The organism is Paenibacillus piscarius (assembly GCF_022234545.1).
GTDB lineage: Bacteria > Bacillota > Bacilli > Paenibacillales > Paenibacillaceae > Paenibacillus_AQ > Paenibacillus_AQ piscarius.
The window spans coordinates 116964-137563 of the sequence record NZ_JAIEUI010000021.1 but is presented as its reverse complement, the minus strand read 5'-3'; the positions used below and the strand labels follow the sequence as shown (position 1 = coordinate 137563).

General features: G+C 58.0%; 16 protein-coding genes. 15 read left to right on the top strand and 1 reads right to left on the bottom strand.

Annotated elements, in window-relative coordinates:
- Positions 1-686 precede the first annotated feature (686 nt).
- The 14 genes from K1558_RS26280 to K1558_RS26215 all read left to right on the top strand — a co-directional run bounded on the left by K1558_RS26280 (position 687) and on the right by K1558_RS26215 (position 16098).
- Positions 687-2261 (top strand): PucR family transcriptional regulator, encoded by a 1575-nt coding sequence (locus tag K1558_RS26280; protein WP_238654925.1) that lies wholly within the window; start codon positions 687-689, stop codon positions 2259-2261.
- A gap of 43 nt (positions 2262-2304) precedes the next feature.
- On the top strand, positions 2305-2931 hold the full coding sequence (locus tag K1558_RS26275; RefSeq protein WP_238654924.1) for an NTP transferase domain-containing protein: 627 nt from the start codon (positions 2305-2307) through the stop codon (positions 2929-2931).
- A 181-nt stretch (positions 2932-3112) separates the two neighbouring features.
- Complete coding sequence (locus K1558_RS26270) at positions 3113-4288, top strand: BMP family ABC transporter substrate-binding protein (RefSeq protein ID WP_238654923.1); 1176 nt, start codon at positions 3113-3115, stop codon at positions 4286-4288.
- Between the two features lie 108 nt (positions 4289-4396).
- A complete protein-coding gene (locus K1558_RS26265; protein WP_238654922.1) occupies positions 4397-5929 on the top strand; it encodes an ABC transporter ATP-binding protein in 1533 nt (510 codons plus the stop codon).
- Positions 5926-7041: an ABC transporter permease gene (locus K1558_RS26260; protein WP_238654921.1), complete on the top strand. Its 1116-nt coding sequence runs from the start codon at positions 5926-5928 to the stop codon at positions 7039-7041. The genes K1558_RS26265 and K1558_RS26260 overlap by 4 nt, the downstream gene beginning before the upstream one ends.
- A gap of 30 nt (positions 7042-7071) precedes the next feature.
- The gene (locus tag K1558_RS26255) at positions 7072-8001 is read left to right on the top strand and encodes an ABC transporter permease (RefSeq protein WP_238654920.1); all 930 of its coding nucleotides are present in this window, start codon (positions 7072-7074) and stop codon (positions 7999-8001) included.
- Between the two features lie 59 nt (positions 8002-8060).
- Positions 8061-8579, top strand: coding sequence for a 2-oxo-4-hydroxy-4-carboxy-5-ureidoimidazoline decarboxylase (gene uraD / locus K1558_RS26250; RefSeq protein WP_238654919.1), 519 nt, complete (start codon positions 8061-8063; stop codon positions 8577-8579).
- A 61-nt stretch (positions 8580-8640) separates the two neighbouring features.
- Complete coding sequence (locus K1558_RS26245) at positions 8641-9081, top strand: hydroxyisourate hydrolase (RefSeq protein WP_420800472.1); 441 nt, start codon at positions 8641-8643, stop codon at positions 9079-9081.
- Between the two features lie 37 nt (positions 9082-9118).
- Positions 9119-10516, top strand: coding sequence for an allantoinase AllB (gene allB, locus K1558_RS26240; protein WP_238654917.1), 1398 nt, complete (start codon positions 9119-9121; stop codon positions 10514-10516).
- Positions 10480-11829, top strand: a complete 1350-nt coding sequence (locus tag K1558_RS26235; RefSeq protein ID WP_238654916.1) for a Zn-dependent hydrolase — start codon at positions 10480-10482, stop codon at positions 11827-11829. The genes allB and K1558_RS26235 overlap by 37 nt, the downstream gene beginning before the upstream one ends.
- A 30-nt stretch (positions 11830-11859) precedes the next feature.
- A complete protein-coding gene (locus tag K1558_RS26230; protein ID WP_238654915.1) occupies positions 11860-13092 on the top strand; it encodes a pyridoxal-phosphate-dependent aminotransferase family protein in 1233 nt (410 codons plus the stop codon).
- A gap of 100 nt (positions 13093-13192) precedes the next feature.
- On the top strand, positions 13193-15001 hold the full coding sequence (locus tag K1558_RS26225) for an adenine deaminase (protein WP_238654914.1): 1809 nt from the start codon (positions 13193-13195) through the stop codon (positions 14999-15001).
- A gap of 13 nt (positions 15002-15014) precedes the next feature.
- Entirely contained in the window at positions 15015-15455 is a 441-nt protein-coding gene (locus K1558_RS26220) for a hypothetical protein (RefSeq protein ID WP_238654913.1), read from the top strand.
- Positions 15456-15642: 187 nt separating this feature from the next.
- Positions 15643-16098, top strand: a complete 456-nt coding sequence (locus K1558_RS26215) for an IDEAL domain-containing protein (protein ID WP_238654911.1) — start codon at positions 15643-15645, stop codon at positions 16096-16098.
- 65 nt (positions 16099-16163) lie between these two features.
- On the opposite strand, the gene hemH is transcribed toward K1558_RS26215, so the two are convergent.
- Positions 16164-17189, bottom strand: coding sequence for a ferrochelatase (gene hemH, locus K1558_RS26210; protein ID WP_238654910.1), 1026 nt, complete (start codon positions 17187-17189; stop codon positions 16164-16166).
- 493 nt (positions 17190-17682) lie between these two features.
- On the opposite strand from hemH, the gene K1558_RS26205 reads away from it, so the two are divergent.
- Complete coding sequence (locus tag K1558_RS26205; RefSeq protein ID WP_238654908.1) at positions 17683-19974, top strand: FMN-binding protein; 2292 nt, start codon at positions 17683-17685, stop codon at positions 19972-19974.
- The last annotated feature ends 626 nt before the right edge of the window (positions 19975-20600 follow it).

Genomic DNA, 20600 nt, shown 5'->3' with positions numbered 1-20600 from the left:
CCAGCAGTTGAGAGACTCCCAGAAAATCGCCTGATTTTTGAAAAAATGACTTTAAATCCTTGGCCCGGTCTTGCTATCTAACACATTGAATTATGAAATTGTCTCATAAATGCAACAATGATGCCCGATAGAAGCCGCCTGTGCTGAAATCTTGCACGAATTGCAACAAACCCGGCGCTAACTTTGCTCTTAACTACGGAAATTATGCAAATGATGCAACATTTCTCTCCAGCCAGTAACTTTTATCAAGAAATCCTGCAAAATGTGCAACAATGCTGCCCGACCAAGCGGCCGGTGACAGAGAAAACCCTCAGAATGGGCCAGAGTTAGGTGGAGCGCCGACATGAGAGGGAGGACGCTTCAGAGCACTCATGAAAAATCCGATACAATATGCTGTCACGAAGCTATGTGCTTGGTCTATGCACCAAACCGGACACGTTGTGCCGGGTGAAGGCGAAGGCGCGACAGTTTCACCCATTATATCAAAGCTCAGGTTTAACAAATTTACAGTTTTGCCATTCCTTCAAGGTTGATGTTTAGAGTATGTCAACTTATATTACGCAAACTATATGAATTATGAAATTCCATCTTCCCAAAGCAGTTCATTTTATCTATAATGTTACATAAACTAACACATAAAAGCCGCAAGCCATAATAACTTAAAAAGCAAAGAAGGAGGGATGGTCATGCATCTTACCGTTGAAGAAGCGCTGTCCATTTATCCTTTATCCGAAGCCAAGCTGATCGCAGGCTCTAAGGGGAAGCACCGGATTGTCAAATCAATCAATGTGATGGATGCCCCGGATATCTCAGACTGGATCAAAGAAGGGGAAATGCTGCTGACCACCGCCTATCTGATCAAGGACAGCCCGGCGGAGGCTTCAGCGCTGCTGCAGACGCTGAACCGCCGCGGCTCCGCGGGGCTCGGAATTAAGCTGGGGCGGTTCTGGGATACTGTGCCCCAGCCGCTCATCGCCGAAGCAGAGCAGCTGAATTTCCCGCTGATCGAGCTTCCGTTCCAGTTCACCTTCTCCGATCAGATGAACGGCCTGTTCCGCGCCGAGCTGTCACGGAGCACCAGTGTGCTGCAGCGTATGATGGAGAAGCAGCGCGAGCTGATGCGGTTCGCGCTGCGCAGCGCCCGCAGCCGTCCGCTGCTGGAGTCTGTCGCCGGGGTGATCGGTTATCCGCTGGCTGTCATCAGTACACGCGGCACGATTCTCTTCAACAGCTCCGGGTACTCCGGAGAGGAGCTGCTGGAGGGCTGGCCCTGGCAGCAGCGCAGCCAGCGCCTCCGGCTCGGCGAAGGGACGTCCTACCGGATTCCGCTGCTGCAGGCGGGGAAATGCCTGGGCTATCTGCAGTATTGCGACATTGACCCCTTGCTCCTGTCCGTCGAGGAGAGTCTGTTCGTCCAGGGGGCGGAGCTGATTGCCTATCATATTCATGCAGGTCTTGAGGATTATTACGAGCAGGCCGGACATCGTGAATTCAGCGGGCTGCTGCGGCGGTATCTCAGCGATGACCTGCGCTATACAGAGCTGGCACAGGCGGCGCTCCGGCTGGATATCCCGCTGCTGGAGGCCCCGTATCAGCTGGTGCTGACCGACGTGGGCGCTGCGGGCGAAGCCCGGCAGGGAGAGCTGCTGCGCCTGAAGGAGGAGTATTCGGCACACCCCGGACTGAACGGGATGGAGGCGATCCATCTCCTGATGGACGAAGGACTGCTGTCGCTGTATCCTGCTGCTTCCTGTTCCGCTGCACAGTTCAGAGACATGATTAATGAATGTTTTGCCGGCCTGAATTTCGGTAAAGGGTATTATCCGCGGGCAGCCGTGAGCAGTGTGAAGGGGAAGCCGGAAGGGCTGAAGGAAGCTTTTGCCGAGGTAAAGGAATGTATGGGTATGTTCAGACACTGGGGAGCCCACGGCCATGTGGTGCACTACCGCCAGGTGGAGCTGGAGCTGCTGCTGAACCGGATTCCGGCTGAGGCGATGGAACGTTATTACACCGGCAGCCTGCGCGGACTGCTTGGCCGGGAGCCGGAATATGTCAAGGAGATGCTCCATACGCTGGAGGTCTATCTGGAGAATGACGGACATGTCAATGAGACCGCCAAGAAGCTGTACATTCACCGCAACACGGCGACTTACCGGATTGAGAAGCTGAGCGAGCTGCTGGATGTCGATTTCAAAAAAATCAATGATCTCATGAAGCTGAAGCTGGTCTTCCTCTTCCGCAGTATGCTGGAACGGGAATAGCATCTTCCTGTACAGATCCTATCAACCAAAGGAGTGGAGAACGATGAAAGTGGCCGGAATCTATCTGGCGGCAAGCCGGAGCATGGGGGCAGGAGCCTCTGAAGGTTCTCTGAATTCTCTGAACCGGAACCGGACGGGGGCAGGTTCCGCAGGGGCGGCAATGCTTGGGGAGCTGGGGCGGTGCGGGCTTGATCCGCTGATTGTGGTGGTCCGGGCAGACGATCCGCTGCGCTGGCTGCCGCCTGCCGGGGAGGACGGAGGCAGCCGCCGGGTCGAGACTTGCCTGACCGCCCATCTGGGCCTGTCCTTCTCGCTGCGCTGCGGCCTGAACGCCGTCTCTCCGCTGCAGCCGGATGCTGTAGTCGTTGCCTCGGCGGACCAGCCGTTTTTCTCTGCTGAGCTTGTCCGCCGGCTCATCCGCACCTACAAGCAGCACCCGGAACTGGATTACGTAGCGGGTTCCCCGGAGGGGGCACGGCAGCCTGCCCTGTTTGCCAGGCCGCTCTTCACCGGGCTTCAGGAGCTGGATGAGGAGGAGGGCATAGCGGCCATTATCGGGTCTGCGGAGTATAAAGGCATCCGGCTGGAGGAAGGGGCGGCGTCGGCCTCCATTGGAGCAGAGCTGCCAGGGAGTTTCGGAGAACCGTCAAGGCAGCGTCATGTCAGATAAAATCACGTATTTTAATAATAATTTGAAGCAGCTTCGTGCATCAGGCACAAAACCGGCCCCGCTTCTTAGACGAAGAACCAAAGCTATGTTATATAAATTTACGTTATGGCTCCTCCTCAGTATAGTAGAGATACATTAATGGTTCAGTCCATTAGAAGAGATATTCTGGAGGAGGAGAATTATGAGAAAAAGGGGTCAGGTCTTCACATTCAGCTTGCTTGCCATGTTCCTGCTGGCGGTGGTTCTTGCAGGGTGTGGCAGCAACAACTCGGCATCGGGTACCAACGGAGCGGCGACCACAGCGCCTGAGTCAACCGAGGCTCCCGCAGACAGCGGTGCAACAGCTACTACAGCGCCGGCGGCGGAGAAGCCGAAGGTGGCTTTTGTCTACATCGGGCCTCCGGGGGATGGCGGATATACGTATCAGCATGACCAGGGCCGCCTCTATATGGAGAAGGAGCTGGGGATCAAAGCGGACTATGTGGAGAATGTGCCGGAGAGCGCCGATGCGGAGCGGATTATTACCGAGCTGGCCCAATCGCACGACATCGTCTTCACTACAAGCTTTGGTTATATGGACTTTACGCTGAACGTAGCCGGCAAGTTCCCTAACGTGAAGTTCCTTCATGCCTCCGGGTACAAAACGGCCGAGAACATGGGGACTTACTTCGGCAAAAACTATCAGGCAAGTTATCTGAGCGGCATTGCAGCCGGCAAAATGACCAAGAAAAACCACCTGGGTTACGTTGGTGCATTCCCAATCAGTGAGGTCATCTATAACCTGAATGCCTTCACCCTAGGCGCGCAAAGCGTGAACCCGGACATCAAGGTGGATGTGGTCTGGACAAATACGTGGTATGACCCGGCAACTGAACGCCAGGCGGCAATCAGCCTGCTGGATAAGGGAGCGGATGTGCTGCTGGCGTATCAGGATTCACCGGCGACGCTTCAGGCGGCAGCGGAACGGGGAGCTTTTGCCGGAGGGAACGATTCGGATATGAGCAAGTATGCACCGGACAGCTATTTGACCAATCCGGTATGGAACTGGGGCCCTTATTATGTGAAGGCTGTGCAATCCGTGATGGACGGGACCTGGAAAAGCGAGCAGTACTCCGGCGATATGGCGGACGGCATGGTTGAGCTTGCGCCCTTCGGCAACAAGGTGCCGGACGATGTGAAGCAGCTGGTGGAGGATGCCAAGGCCAAGATCATCAGCGGAGAGCTGGAGGTATTCACTGGACCAATCTCGGATAACAAGGGGAATATAATGGTACAGGACGGCCAGAAGCTGACGCTGGAAGAGGTGCTGGGCATGAACTGGCTGGCCAAGGGCGTCGAAGGCACGATCCCGCAATAACCCGTCTTTACAACTTCATACAGCACGGCCTTATGGGTGGGGCGGGTTCTGCATATGGCGGAGCTTTCCCCACCCGTACTATAACGATCAGGGAAGGAGCGTCTTGTGATGCAGGACCCTTCGGTTGAAATGCGCGGTATTGTGAAGAGATTCGGATCGGTGACGGCCAGCGATCAGGTTGATTTTACGGCAAATGCGGGTGAGATTCACGCGCTGCTGGGTGAGAACGGGGCCGGGAAAAGCACAGTTATGAGTATGCTGTCAGGGGTGTACCGGGCGGATGCGGGGGAGATTCTTCTTCATGGCCGGCCGGTGCGTATCCGCTCTCCAAAGGATGCGGCAACCCTTGGTGTAGGCATGGTCTTCCAGAACTTCAGGCTGGTGCAGAGCTTAACGGCGGCGGAGAATATCGTGCTTGGCGAGAAGTCGTCTTTCTGGCGCGGCGGCAAATGGCGCAGAAGCAAGCAGGAAGAGATTGAAGCGCTGGGTGAGCGCTACGGGCTGAAATTCCCGGCGGACCGTCCGATCTGGCAGCTGTCCGTCGGAGAGCAGCAGCGGGTGGAGATTGTGAAGACACTCTACCGCGGCGCGGATATCATTATTCTCGATGAGCCGACCTCGGTGCTGACACCGGGAGAGGCGGAGCAATTGTTCGAGACTCTGCGGGTGATGAAGGAAGCGGGCAAGACGGTCATCATGACCACGCATAAAATGAAAGAGGTCATGGCGTCCTCGGACCGGATCTCTGTGATGCGCAAGGGGCGGATGATTGCCACGCTGAATACAGCGGACACAGACGAGCTGGAATTGGCCCGGCTGATGGTCGGCCGGGAGGTGACGATCCGCCGCCAGGAGCGCGAGCAGACTGCCGGAGCGCCGCTGCTGGTTGTCCGCAGCCTTACGGTGTCGGCCGACCATGGGCGCAAAGCGCTGGACGGGCTGTCGCTCACCGTATGCGAAGGAGAGATTGTGGGTGTAGCCGGGGTGGCGGGCAACGGGCAGAAGGAGCTGGCGGAGGTGCTGACCGGGCTGCGGACCTGGAAGGCGGGCGAGATTCACTTCGACGGGAATCCGGTCACTGTGGCCTCGGTCAGAGGGGCAATTGACGCGGGAATCTCGCATGTGCCGGAGAACCGGATGAAGAGCGGTCTGGCCGGAAGGCTCGGCTCGGTGGATAATCTGCTGTTCAAGTCCTACCGCAGCGGGGAGCATTCCCGGTTTGGCTTCCTGAAGGCGGCACGGAACCGCTCCTGGTCGCAGGAGCTGGTCCGCCGCTTCAATGTGAAGACGCCGGAGCTGGATACTCCGGTGCAGCAGTTGTCCGGCGGGAATCAGCAGAAGCTGCTGTTCGCCCGCGAGGTCAGCCATCAGCCGAAGCTGATGGTGGCGGTCCATCCGACCCAGGGGCTGGATGTCGGCGCAGCGGCCGGGGTCCATGAGCTGCTGATGGAGCTGCGCGGCTCGGGCAGCGGGGTGCTGCTGATCTCCGAGGATCTGGATGAGCTGCTGCAATTATCCGACCGCATTCTGGTCATGTACAACGGCTCGATCATCGGGGAGAGCGACCATGAGCAGGCTGACCGCGGACAGCTCGGCCTGCTGATGGCCGGAATCCGCAGCAGGGAGGGGAGTGCCGTATGAGCCTTAAGCCTGGCAGCGATTCTGCCGTGCTGGAGCCTGCGGCTGGCCGCGGCGGGAAGTGGTATTCCCTCCGGCTTGAATATGATGCAAGCCGTACCCGTTCCCCTTGGTGGACTCCTGTTCTGTCTGTTGTTCTGGCGCTTCTGCTATGTGCGGCATTCATTGCCGCGAACGGCATGAGCCCGCTGGTGGTCTATGAGAAAATGTTCCGCGGCGCGTTCGGCACCTCCTACGGCTTCACCGAGACGATGGTCAAGGCGATTCCGCTGCTGCTGTGCGGCCTTGGCATCGCCGTAGCTTACCGGATCTCCGTGTGGAATATCGGAGCCGAGGGCCAGCTGACGGTAGGAGCTATGGCGGCTACAGCCGTCACGATTTATTTTCCCGGCCTCCCGTCGTTCTGGTCTATTACGCTGATGCTGGTCTTCGGCATGGCTGCCGGAGCGCTGTGGGGGCTGATGACGGCAATCCCGAGAACGCATTTCGGCGTCAATGAGCTGATTACCTCGCTGATGCTGAATTATGTGGCCCTGCTGGCGCTGGATTATGTGGTATTCGGCCCCTGGAAGGACCCGAAGGGCTTCAACTTTCCGGGTTCTCCCATGTTCACGGCAGCAGAGTCTTTGCCCGTTCTGGGCAGCACCCGGCTGCATATCGGGCTGATCTTCGGCCTGATTGCCGTGCTTATCTATTATCTGATGATCCGGTTCACCCGCTGGGGCTACGAGCTGCGCCTGATCGGAGCGAATCCTACGGCGGCCTGCTATGCAGGAATCCACATCAGGAAGCATATCATTATCGTAATGCTGATCAGCGGCGGTCTTGCGGGAATCGCCGGAATGGCGGAGGTATCCGGGGTGACGCATAAGCTGATGCAGGGCATCTCCCCGGGCTACGGGTACACCGCGATCATCGTCGCCTGGCTTGCCAAGCTGAATCCGCTTGGCCTCATTATCACCTCGGTCCTGTTCGGCGGCCTGATCGTCGGCGGCTACAGTGTCCAGACCATCGGCCTGCCTTCGTCCATCTCGGAGATGCTGCAGGGTGCGATCCTGTTCTTCCTGATCGCCGGCGACATGATCCACCGGTTCCGCATCCGCCGGAGCGCATAGCAGCCAACGCTTAGAGAAGGGAGTTCACTTATGGATTTCACTACACAGTTATTAATCGCTGCAATCTCCGCCGGAACACCGCTGCTGCTGGCGACCCTGGGCGGGATTCTGACCGAACGGTCGGGAATCATCCAGCTGGGGGCGGAGGGGCTGATGCTGATGGGGGCGGTGACGACCTGTATCGTCTATATCCGCAGCGGCAATCTGGTGCTGGCCCTGCTGGCTGCCGTGGCGGTCACCGCGCTTCTGGGGCTGGTCCACTCCCTCCTGTGCGTTACGCTCCGGGCGAATCAGACGATGTCAGGCCTGGCGATGACCCTGTTCGGCAGCGGGCTAAGCGCTTATCTCGGCAAGTCGATCAGCGGAGCTCCGCTGCCGGGGACTTCACCGAAGCTCGATCTGGGGGCGGTGAAGTCGGTTCCGGTGCTCGGGGAGATTTTTGGACGGATGGATGTGCTGGCCTGGCTCAGTCTGCTGCTGGTGGTGCTGCTGCATCTGCTGATCCACCATACTTCATGGGGCCTGCATCTGCGGGCGGTTGGCGATAATCCGGCCACTGCGGATGTCATGGGGATTCGGGTGCAGCTGATCCGTTACAGCTATATTACTGCCGGAGCCGCGCTGATCGGCCTGGCCGGTGCCGACATGGTGCTGGCGTATGCGCCGACCTGGAATGAAGGCCTTACCGCCGGGCGGGGCTGGATCGCTGTCGGTCTGGTGATTTTTGCCCGGTGGAACCCGCTGCGTGCCCTATTCTGCGCCTACTTCTTCGGAGCGCTTGATTCGCTGGGCTTCCGTATTCAGCTGCTGGGCAGTGCGGTGCCGCCGTATTTTCTCAAAATGATTCCCTACGTCGTCACCATCCTTGTACTGATGTATCTCGGCTACCGCAACCGCAACAAGCCTTCAGGTACACCGGAAGCGCTGGGAACGCCTTATATCCGGGAACAGCGGTTCTGAGCCGGGACATTATGCGGGTATGATGCCTATTTGCATATTAGATGAAGGGAGGCAGGCTCATGAATATCCCGGCAGGCAGATTGACCCTGGAACAGATTAACGATATGGCAGAACCGGAATTCGTGGAGGTCCTCGGCGGAATCTTCGAGCATTCGCCCTGGGTGGCGGAAGGCGCTTATGTGAAAAGGCCGTTCAGTACAGTGCAGCAGTTGCATGATGCCATGACGGAGGTGGCGCTGACTGCGGAGCCGGACCGGCAGCTTCTCCTGCTGAGGGCCCACCCGGATCTGGCGACAAGACTGGCGGTCAGCCCGTTGTCGGCGGCAGAGCAGCAGGGGGCAGGACTGGACCGGCTGGCGCCGGAGGAATTCAGGGAGCTCACGGAGCTGAATGCTGCGTATACAACGAGATTCGGATTCCCGTTCATACTCGCTGTGCGGGGAAAGGATAAAGAGGATATTATCAGCGCCATACGTGAGCGGGTAAGCCGTAGCGCGGAGGAGGAGAGAGCGCAGGCGCTGCGGGAGATCAGCCGCATTACCCGGTTCCGGCTGGAGGATCTGCTGGGAGGGGAATAGAGGCGGGGCACTGCATATTAATAGGAGGAAGGTGACACTAATGCCTATGCTTATGCCGGAAATGAACGGGCGGCTGACCACCCATGTGCTGGATCTGTCACAGGGAAAGCCGGCGGCAGGGCTTGCACTCCAGCTCTGGCGGCTGGACGCCGCAGAGCCTATGCTGCTGCGCCAGGCGGTCACGAATGAGGACGGCCGGCTGGATGCCCCGCTGCTGTCCGGTGAAGACATGCAGGCCGGAACCTACGAGATTGTATTCATGGCCGGTGATTATTTCCGGGGGGGGCCGGAAGGTGGGGCTGGAGGTCAGCGGGATGCCGGGGATGAGGCTGAAGCTGACGTTAAGGCGGGGGTTCATGCTGAGACTGAAGTTAAAGTTGAAGTTGTAAGGCCGTTCCTGGACCGTATCCCGATCCGCTTCAACGTGGCAGACCGCTCTGCCCATTATCATGTTCCGCTGCTGGTTGCACCAGGAGGATACAGCACGTATCGTGGCAGTTAAGCGATTGCCCATATTCAGGAACCGGAGGTGACCATCCATGAAAAAAGAAGCCTACGAGCTGATTATCAGAAACGGTGAGGTGGTGCTGCCCGGTGAAGTCCGCAGGCTGGATGTCGGGGTCAAGGACGGCAGAATCGCAGCGCTGGGTGAAGCGCTCCAGGCTTCGCCGGATACCCGGGTTATGGATGCGGCCGGACAATATGTGCTGCCCGGCATGATTGATATGCATGTTCATTTCAATGAACCGGCACTGGGCCACTGGGAAGGCTTCCGCAGCGGGTCGGCAGCCCTTGCCGCCGGCGGCTGCACCTGTTACGCGGATATGCCGCTGAACGGGAACCCGCCGACGGTGAGCCTTGAGGCGCTCCGCCTGAAGGCGGAAGCTGCGGCCGGGAATTCGGCCGTGGACTACCTGCTGTGGGGCGGGCTGGTGCCCGGCAATCTGGAGGAGCTGGAGGGCCTCGCGGCAGCAGGTGTTGCCGGGTTCAAGGCGTTCATCTCCAACCCCGGAGGCGAAGGGGAAGGCCGGTTCCGCGAGGTGGACGATGACACACTGTATCAGGGGATGCAGCGGATCGCCGCGGCCGGGGGCATTCTTGCTCTTCACGCGGAGAGTGAGGCTATCACCTCCGTGCTGGGAGCCGCCGCCCTGCGCGAAGGGCGCACCAGCGCCCGTGATTTCGCTGCCTCGCGCCCCCCGGAAGCGGAGCTTGAGGCGGTGTCGCGGGCACTGCTGTACAGTGAGCGGACCGGGTGCCCGCTGCATTTTGTCCATATCAGTACAGCGGCAGCGCTGGAGCTGATTCATCAGGCCAAGCAGCGCGGCCTGAAGGTTAGCGCCGAGACCTGCCCCCACTATCTGATCCTGGATGAGGACAGCATGGAGACGCTGGGCCCGCTGGCCAAATGCGCCCCGCCCCTGCGCAGCAGCGGGGAACGGGGGCGGCTGTGGGCGGCGCTTGAGGCGGGCCGGGTGGATCTGATCGCATCAGACCACTCGCCTTGCCCGCCGGAGCTGAAGCTTGCGCCGGAGCTGAGCTTCTTCGAGGCGTGGGGCGGAATCTCCGGGGCGCAGAGCAGCCTGGAGCTGATGTTCCATGAAGGCGTGCAGGTGCGCGGCCTGCCGGTGACGCTGATCTCCGCGCTGCTGTCCGGGCAGCCGGCCCGGCGGTTTGGGCTGGAGCAGCGCAAAGGCGCTATCGCCGTAGGGCTGGATGCTGACCTGGTGCTGCTTGATCCGAATGCCGCGTATACTCTGCGGGCGGAGGATCTGCTGTACCGCCACCGGCATAGCCCTTATGCCGGAATGGCCTTATCCTGCAAGGTCACGGCTACACTCTGCCGGGGCGAGGTTGTCTATACCGCCGGTGAAGGCATTGTCGACGGCGGCGGAGGGGAATGGCTGCGGATCACGCGCAGCCAGCCGGGGCTATGATGCGGCCTCTGCCGCAGGAAGCAGCCGGGGAGCTGCTGGAGCTGCTGGAGGAGCTTGCCGCTTTCAGCGCCCCGGGGCCCGGGGTGACCCGGCTGCTGTACACGCCGGAGTGGTGCGGGGCGCAGCATTTTCTGCAGGAGAGAATGGCTGAGCTTGGGCTTGAAGTACGGATGGATCAGGTGGGCAATGTCTATGGAAGATTAGCCGGCGCAGAGCCGGATGGTAAGGTCATTCTGACCGGTTCCCATATCGACACCGTAATGAACGGCGGGCGGTATGACGGGGCTTATGGTGTGGCGGCAGCCATTACCGCGCTGCATTATCTGCGGATGATCTTCGGCCAGCCGCTTCGCACGCTGGAGGTAGTCTCCTTCTGCGAGGAAGAGGGCAGCCGCTTCCCCTTGACGTTCTGGGGCTCGGGGAATGTAACCGGACTCTATAAGGGCAGTGAGGCTGCAGGCTGTCTTGATGCAGAGGGAATCTCGCTGGCGGAGGCGATGTCGGCTTGCGGCTTGGGCAACGGCAGCTTAGCAGTGCCGGCCGCTGCTGCTTCGGCTGACACGGAAGGCGGGCGCAGGCTTACTGGCGGTGCTCTCCGAAGTGATATCGCTGCTTATGTTGAGCTGCACATTGAACAGGGAATTACGCTGGAGCGGTCCTTCCGGAGCATCGGGGTGGTGCAGGCTATCGCCGGACAGCGGCGGTATCTCGTCAAGGTCAGCGGGACAGCGAACCACGCGGGAACGACGCCGATGGGCCTCCGGCGGGATGCCCTCGCCGGAGCTGCGGAGCTGCTGCTGGCGCTGGAACGCTACGCCATAGCGGAGGGGGACCCGCTGGTCGCTACAGCCGGCAGGCTGGAGGTCTATCCGGGGACCCCGAATGTCATCCCCGGCGAGGTGCAGTTCACGCTGGATATCCGGCACAGCGAAGCGGGGGCACTGGAGCGCTTCAGCTCCGCCCTGCTGGCGGAGTTCGCAGCGCTTAGTGGACGGCGCGGACTGGCGCTTGACGTGCAGCCGGTCCTGGCTACCCTCCCGTCTCCGATGGATCAGGAGCTGTGCGCAGCGCTTGAAGACATCTGCCGCCAGCAGGGAATGCCCTACAGGAGCATGGTCAGCGGGGCGGGGCATGATGCCCAGCTGTTCGCTCCGCGCTGCCCGGCCGCAATGATCTTCGTGCCCAGCCGCGCAGGAATCAGCCACTCGCCTGAGGAATACACTTCACCGGAGGACCTGGCGGCCGGACTGGAAGTGCTGACGGCCATGTTATATAGATTGGCTTATACAGAGAATGGAGCTGCGGCTACGTAGAACCATTGAATACCGAAGGGGGAGAGAGGCATGAAACGTTACGGGGAGCTGTCGCCGTCCTTGCGGTGTATTATGACCCCCGGCCCGGTTGAGGTTGACCCGCGTGTGCTGCGGGCTATGTCTTATCCGGTGCTGGGGCAATTTGATCCTGAATTCACCGATATGATGAATGAGACTATGGAGATGCTGCGCCAGCTGTTCGCAACCGGGAATCAGTGGGCTTATCCGGTGGACGGCACCTCGCGCTCCGGGATTGAAGCGGTGATGGTCAGCCTGATTGCACCGGGGGACCGGGTGCTGGTGCCCATCTTCGGCCGCTTCGGTCATCTGCTGCATGAGATTGCTGAACGCTGCGGCGCTGAGGTGCATACGATCGAGAAGCGCTGGGGCAGCGTCTTCGCGCCGGAGGAGGTGACCGAGGCGATCCGCAGCTTCAAGCCTGATGTGGTGGCGATTGTCCATGGTGAGACCTCCACCGGCCGTGTCCAGCCGCTGGCGGAGATCGGGCGGGCCTGCCGGGAGCAGGACGCCCTGCTGATTGTGGATGCAGTAGCCACGATCGGCGGGGTGCCTGTGGAGACGGATGCCTGGATGCTGGATGCTGTGGTCGGCGGGACGCAGAAATGCCTGTCGATTCCTTCGGGAATGGCTCCGGTCACATATAACAGCCGGGCCGAGGCCAAGCTGCTGAAGCGCAAACAGACCGAGCGGGGCCTGCGGAGCGGCGCAAGTGCTGCAAGCGAGCTGCCGGTAATCCGCAGTAACTATTTCGACCTGGGCATGCTGCAGGACTACTGGAGCCCCGGGCGGCTGAACCATCATACGGAGATGACCTCCATGCTCTACGCCTTGCGTGAAGGTCTCCGGCTGGTGCTGGAGGAGGGGCTGGAAGCGCGTCACGCCCGGCACCGGCTGCATGAACGCGCCCTGACCGCCGGTCTGGCAGCGATGGACCTGGAGCTGTACGGGGATGCGGAGAGCAAGCTGGCCGTTGTTGCCTGCGTGCTGATTCCGCCAGGCATCGACGGGGAGTCGGTCCGTTCCATGCTGCTGCATCACTTCGGGATTGAGATTGCCAGCTCGTTCGGCCCGCTGCAGGGCAGGATCTGGCGGATCGGAACGATGGGCTTCAGCTGCCGTGAGAACAATGTGCTGCGCCTGCTTGGCGCGCTGGAGGCTGTGCTTGTGCGCCACGGGTATACAGTGCCTGCCGGGGAGGCGGTGCAGGCGGCACTTGACGTATATGAGACAGAGGGTAGATAATAGCATACAATGTTCAATCAGACGGCTTGCGGCCCGGTAGGGGCGTAAGGCCGTTTTTTAGAAGATAATTAATAGATATACTCGGAAGGGAGTGCAGAGGATGACATTTACAAGACAACCATTGGCCGACTGCGTGCCGGAGCTGGTGGCTACCGCCCGGGGCGACCGGAAAGCGTCGCTGGTGATTACAGGGGGCAAGCTGGTCAATGTGTGCTCGGGGGAGATTCTGGACGGGATGTCTGTGGCGGTGCAGGGCGGCCGGATCGCTTATGTCGGCAAGGATGTCTCCCATACAATCGGTGAAGACACGAAGGTGATAGATGCTGCCGGTAAATATATCGCGCCCGGTCTGCTGGACGGGCATTGCCACATTGAGAGCACACAGCTGACGGTCACGGAATTTGCCCGGGCCGTGCTGCCGCTGGGGACGACCGGCGGGTTCTTCGATGCGCATGAGATTGCCAATGTATTCGGGCTGAAGGGTGTTAAGCTTATGCTGGAGGAGATGCGCGGCACGCCGCTGGCTGCATACATGCAGGTGGCTTCGTGCGTCCCTTCCGCAGGACCGGAATTCGAGACCACCGGCGCTTCCATCGGGCCGGAGGAAGTGGCTGAAGCCTACACCTGGGGCCCGGATGTCATTGCGCTGGGTGAGGTTATGAACTTCCCCGGCGTAGTATATGGCGATGAGAAGATGCTCGGAGAGATTCAGGCTACGCTGCGGGCGGGACGGTATGTAGACGGACACTTCACCTGGCCGTCCGATGACTGGCGGCTCCCGGTGTATGCTGCGGCAGGCGTGACCGGCGACCATGAGTGCGTGACGGCGGAGGATGTTATCGAGCGCGTACGCCTGGGAATGTATGCCAAAATGCGCCGCGGCTCCGCCTGGCACGATGTCGCCCAGACGATCACCGCGCATACCGAGCACGGGCTGGACCCGCGCCGGATGATGCTCGTGACCGACGACCGCAGCTCCGAATCGCTGCGCGATGAAGGCCATATGGACTTTGTGGTGCGCCATGCCATCGCCCAGGGTGTGAAGCCGGTCACGGCGTTCCAGATGGCGACGATCAACACCGCCGAGCGCTTCGGCCTCGCCCGCGACATCGGCTCGATCACGCCCGGCTCCTGTGCGGACATTATCCTGCTGGACGGGAATTTGGCGGATGTCCATGTGGTTACGACGATCGCGGCCGGTGTGGTTGTGGCGGAGAACGGCAAGATGACGGCTGAGCTCAGCCGATACACTTACCCGGATGAAGTGCTGGCTTCTGTACATCTGGCCCAGCCTCCGGTGCCTGCGGACTTCGTGATCCATGCTCCGGTTGAAGAGGGCGTTCTTGCCACGCGGGTCATCCGGGTCATTGAGAATCATGTGGAGACAGAGGAGCTGATCCTTGATCTGCCGGTAGCTGACTCCAAGCTGGTGGTTCAGGACGGCCTGTGCAAAATCGCCGTGCTGGAGCGTCACAAGGCAACCGGCAACAAATCGGTGGGCGTGGTGCAGGGCATCGGCTTCCATGAGCCGGCGGCTATCGCGATGACGGTCGCCCATGACAGCCACAATGTACTGGTTATCGGCAACGACGATGCACTGATGGCAGAGGCCGCGTCTGCCGTAGCCGAAGCGCAGGGCGGCGTTGCGGTGATTACCGCTTCGGGCACCACGTTGTTCCCGCTGGCCATTGCCGGGCTGATGTCGGCGGAGCCGTTCGAGATTGCTGCGGCCCAGTCCGCTGCGATCAGCAAGGCTTTGTACAGTGCGGGCTGCACGCTGAACTATGCTTTTATGACCCTATCCCTGCTGGCGCTGGCCGTTATCCCGACCCTGCGCATCTCCGATAAGGGACTGGTGCGGATCTCGCCGCAAGAGGGCATCCAACTGGTTCCGCTGTTCGTCAGCTAGAGAAGACCCGGGCGTGATCCCTGGAAATTGCCTAGAGCTCAAATTTGGAGCCATTCAGTCTTTCGCGAACTCGCGGACTGGGTGGCTTTTTATATGCGAAAAACTAAATACATCCTACGTTGCGTGGGCGAGTGGACCAAATGTAATCGAAAAACCGATTACAATTGGAGCGGATGCGGCGAGTGGACCAAATGAAATCGAAAAACCGATTACAATTGGAGCGGATGCGGCGAGTGAACCAAATGTAATCGAAAAACCGATTACAATTGGAGCGGATGCGGCGAGTGGACCAAATGTAATCGAAAAACCGATTACAATTGGAGCAGATGCGGCGAGTGGACCAAATGTAATCGAAAAACCGATTACATTCGGAGCGGGTGAGGCGCGTGGGCCGCATTACATTGCCGCAATGGCACATACACCCGATGTTTCCGCCTTAAACACTAATAGTTAAGTCCAAAAAAATAAATAAATTAACCATTTTCACGCAAGCTGAAACAGAATTTTTAAAATTTAATTTAAAAAACATTAACAATACATACGAAAAAGTCGATAATACTTTTAAATTCATTAAAATTATTGTCGAATCTTAGCTTACAGAGCCTAAGGGGAGTCCAAATAAGAGGAACGGGGTGCATGAGATGATTAGATTAGAAACGCAGGACATCTTGAATATCACCAGGAAGCAAATTGCCGGTATTTTTAAAATGGAGCCGGTTGAACTTAAGTTTGTCAACGATTTTCAGGGTGAGCAGTATCTTCTGACCAACGATAAGCTGCATCTCAGCAACCAGCATTATTGGGCTAAAGTGATGGATTGCGTCTTCACCAATCATGTCCGGCCGGTTCTGATGTGTGAGGTGCTCTACTTCCTGCGCAATGAGTTTCTGGAGAGTGATATCAAGCTGTTGTTCTCTTATGATTTTGCGGAGGGCTCAGCGGGGGAAGCGGCGGCTTCGGCGGAGATCAGCTTCAACGATACACCGGACCTGCAGCCGGAGGAGATTGCGGAGTTGATTGATTTCGCCCTGACGCTGCAGGATAAGCAGTGGTTCGAGGAACTGACGGCCAAGTACAGACAGCTCACTGTTCAATAATCGTACGATATAAAATAAAACGCCCGGCTCACAGGATGATGAATCCCTGAGGCCGGGCGTTATTGTTATTCTGCGGCTGCCAGCCAGCCCTGGGCCGAGCGGCCTATCAGTCCGGCGAGGAAGCTGATCCATTCCTCCGTATCATTGAGACACGGGGCTACCGCCATCTGCTCTGCGGTTCCGCCTCCGGAGACGAAGAGCTCCCGGCCTTCTACCGCCAGCTCGTGCAGCGTCTCCAGACAGTCCGTAACCAGTCCCGGCGAGAAAATCATCGGCCGGCGGACCCCTCTGGCACTAAGCTCCTTCAGGGTATCGGCCGTGGACGGGCCAACCCAGGTCTCCGGCCCGAAGCGGGACTGGAAGGTGAGCTGCCACTGGTCCGGTGTCCAGCCCATAGCCTCAGCCAGCAGCGCTCCGGTCTCCTGGCATTGCTGCGGATACGGGTCCCCGGTCTCGGCATAACGCCGGGGGATGCCATGGAAGGTGAGGATATAGTAATCCGGCTCCTCACTCATTGCTTCGATCTGCCGCTGCAGCAGCGATGTCATCGCCGCGATGTAGCCGGGCGCATCGTGGTAGGCTTCGATATAGCGCAGCGCAGGCACGAAGCGCTTGGAGACCTGGCCCAGGCGCCCTTGCCGCCCCAGTGCGGCGAAGCTGGCCGCTTCATATACAGAAGCCGTTGTAGTTGAGGAATACTGCGGGAACAGCGGCAGGACAATGATGCGCGTAACTCCTGCGGCCTCCAGCCGACGGAAGGCTTCGGACATGTCCGGACTGCTGTAGGCAAGCCCCAGCTCTACCTGATAGCAGCTGCCGAGCTGTGCCTGGAGTGCAGCCTGCTGGGCTCTGGAGTAGACAAGCAGCGGGGAGCCCTCCTCCAGCCAGATCTCCTGATAGAGCTTAGCGGACTTGCGCGGACGGGTGCGCAGTATGATGCCCCGCAGCAGCGGCTGCCAGAGCAGCGGATGATAATCGATAATTCTGCGGTCAGACAGGAACCGCTTCAGATAAGGGCGGACCGCCTTGGCGCTGGGGGCGTCAGGGGTACCGATCTGGGCGAGAATAACGCCGATAGGTGACGGATTCATGTGCAGCTGTTGCTCCTTTCCATGAACATGACATCGTTTTAAAATATCACACCAGCGGGCGTTTGTTCAATATGTTCTGTCACATAGCTATCATAAGAGGGAGTATATGGGAGAGTGAAGGAGCCTTAAGAAATATATTTTTTCTGCGGCCGGAAAATAGTGATGTTTCTTATAGGGTGTGTGATTTTGTATACAGAGAAAAGAGTTTCAATTTTGTTACCATCAAGCCAGAAATGAGCCGCCAGCAGCTTAAAGTCCATTTATGTGAAAGAATTCACCTTTTTATGTGAATTCTTTCACCTTTTGAAAGATTGTATAAATAGATGAATCTTTTCTTACACGGGCTGGGCCGGGCAGGAATAGGGAAGGGGGAAATGACCTCTGCGGAAGAGCCGGGAAATCTGCGGAAGCCGCAACCAGACATGAAGTGAAAGCAACGCACGGTTAATCAATGCTACATATTATTGGGGATACGGTAAAGGAGAATACGCATTTGAAAAAAATAATTTCTTTGACTCTAAGCGCAGCCTTATTGCTCGCACCGCTGGCTTATACGATTAACGCACCGGCCTTGAACCTGAAGGTGGATGCGGTTTCAGCAGCCTCTGAAGAAGCTCCGGCGGCAACGGCTAAGCCAGCTCCGAAACCGGCTGCTACAGCTAAGCCGGCTCCGAAACCGGCTGCAACGCCGAAGCCGACTCACAAACCGGCTGCAACGCCGAAGGCAACAGTGAAACCGGCCGCAACACCGAAGGCAACAGCGAAACCGGCAGTAACACCGAAGGCAACAGCCGCGCCGGCTGCAACGCCGAAGGCAACAGCCAAGCCAGCCGCCACCGCGAAGGCAACAGCCAAGCCGGTTGCAACCTCCAAGCCTGCGGCAACCGCCGCTCCGGCGACAGTACACCAGGCGGTATATCAGGACGGGGTGTATGTAGCTTATGGAGATGCGTATTCCAAAGGTACGGAAGGTGCCAAGGTTACTATCAAGGACGGCAAAATTGCCGATATCGAGCTGCTCAGAACCAGCCCGAAAATCATCGACCGTAATGCCCGCGAGAATTACAGCGGAGTATGGGTGGCCTACGGCCTGATGAAAGACCGACTGCTCGGCAAAACCAGAGACGGTGCTGCCAATGTGGACGCTGTATCCGGCGCAACCCGGACCAGCAACGGCTGGAAGCTGTCGGTTGACAGAGCGTTCCAGAGATCGCTTGAGCACAAACCGGCCGGTGCCGTGTATTTCCCTGGCGTTCATATGGGTGTAGACCCTGAAGGCAAATACGCCGTGTTCGCTACCTATGAAGCTAACAAGCTTACGGAAGTCAAGCTGTACCCGCTGAACGCGGGCGGAGATTTCGTAGACGAGAAGGCCTACACGCCTGAACAGGCCGCAGCGGTGGCCGCCATCACTCCGGCTCTGCTGGCCAAAGGCTCAACAGCGCAGCCGGTAGCCGGCTTCGAGGCTGAGACCAAAGCCGCAGTTAACGCCTTCTGGGATGCAGAGCAGAATGCCAGCATCGACAACAAGGCTGCTTACATTGACGGATTCTATTCCTCTTACGGTACTGCCAGAAGCGTTGGTGTGGAGAGAGCAGATATTGTGATCCGCAACGGCAAGCTGGTAGATGTGAAGCTGTACAGACTGGGCACTAACCTGATTGACAGAGGCGCAACCGCGTATGCGGAGGTTGTGAAGGCAAATGCTCCGATGACCGCCAAATTGCTGGCGAACGGATCTTATATTGCTAACTATGATGAGAAGGTAGATGGAATCTCCGGCGCTACCGAGAGCAGCCACGGCTGGAACCAGGCGGTAGAGCGCGCTTTCGAGAAGGCCCTGAAGGTTCCGGGTGAAGGCCAGTACTTCGACGGCAAATTCGCAGGCGTAGACAACCAATCCAAGGTATTGCTGCTGGCCGATATCGCTGCTGACCAGGTAACAGGAATCAAGCTGAGCCTGTTCGGTGCAGACGGCAAGCTGATTGCCGATGACAAACGGACCGAAGAGCAGAAGGCACTTGTTGACAAGCTGACTGCCGGATTGCTGGCTGACGGCGGGAAGGCTGCCGATATTGCCGGACAGGAGGCTCTGTCTGCTGCTGCCAAGGCCGCGCTGACTGATGCCTTGACCAATGCTTCCAAGGTGCAGGGCACTTATAAGGACGGCACTTTCACCGCTTACGGTGATGCTTATGACAAAGGCACCAACAAAGCAGACGTGACCCTGCGCAACGGCAAGATCGTGAATGTGGCTCTGTCCCGTGTAGGCATGAACATGGTTGACTTGGGCAAAGCCGCTTACGCTGAAGTGCAAAAAGCCATTCCGGTGCTGACCGCCAGCTTCCTTGCTGCGGGCACAAGAGAAGGCGCTCAGGATGTGGATGCTGTATCCGGCGCTACAAGCAGCAGCAATGCTCTGAAGGCTGCGGTTGACCGAGCTTACGGCAAGGCTGAAATTACCGAGCCTGACAAAGCGGCTTACTTCGATGGCATCTTCATCGGCGCAAGCGCAGACAAGACGGTGAACGTAATGGTCACTACGAAATACAATGTGCCGGTAACGATGGCGGTGTATTTCCTGGATGACAAGGGTAAAGTCAGATACGGTCTGAATGATGATGAGCTGACTGTGAAGTATGAGATTGAGAATACATCCAATGGCAAAAGCCTGCATAAGTACGGATACCGTGCGGCAGCCTTTGGAGCCAACGACGCCCAGAAAGCCATCTCCGCCAAAGCGGTAGAAGCCATCAAAGCAGCGCTTGAAGCTGCGGGCAAATAATCCAATATAGTTTACCGGGGATTGTCCTTGACCATGCAAATGGCGGGGACAGCCCTTTTTGTGTTCCAGCGTTTGTACATAAAGCAACGCTTCTCCAGGAATAAAAGAAGCGTTGCTGATATTTATACCTGATAATTAGCCGGCTGGATAGAATTCATACCCAGGGATAGAAGAATCTGTAGTTTCGTGTATATGTTCTGGGTATATGTTATATCCAGACACTCCCCCAATGATTACTGTTCCTTCTTCCCTAAACCCTCCCTCAGTGATATACCTGCGAAGGGGAGCACCTAAATGCGGGCCACCCTCAGCAAGCACACGCTCTCCACATTTACATTTGTATAGACCGCCTGAAAGAATTCTTTTGTTAGTGCGATAGTCAAAGCCAAAAGCGGTCCCATTCGTAAGCATTCTGTGTTTCGCCCCATATACAGTACAATATAAATCAGCCATAGTAACCCCTCCAGAATCTTAGGATAGGAATGATTGCTGTAACTCATCCCTTCACTATATAAGGCGAATATATTAACTGAACAACAACCCGTTTTTATATTTTTATCTGTTTGCAAAGGATTCTTCACTCTTGGAGCAGGCGGCTGGACATAAATAGAAACGGCAATCGTATA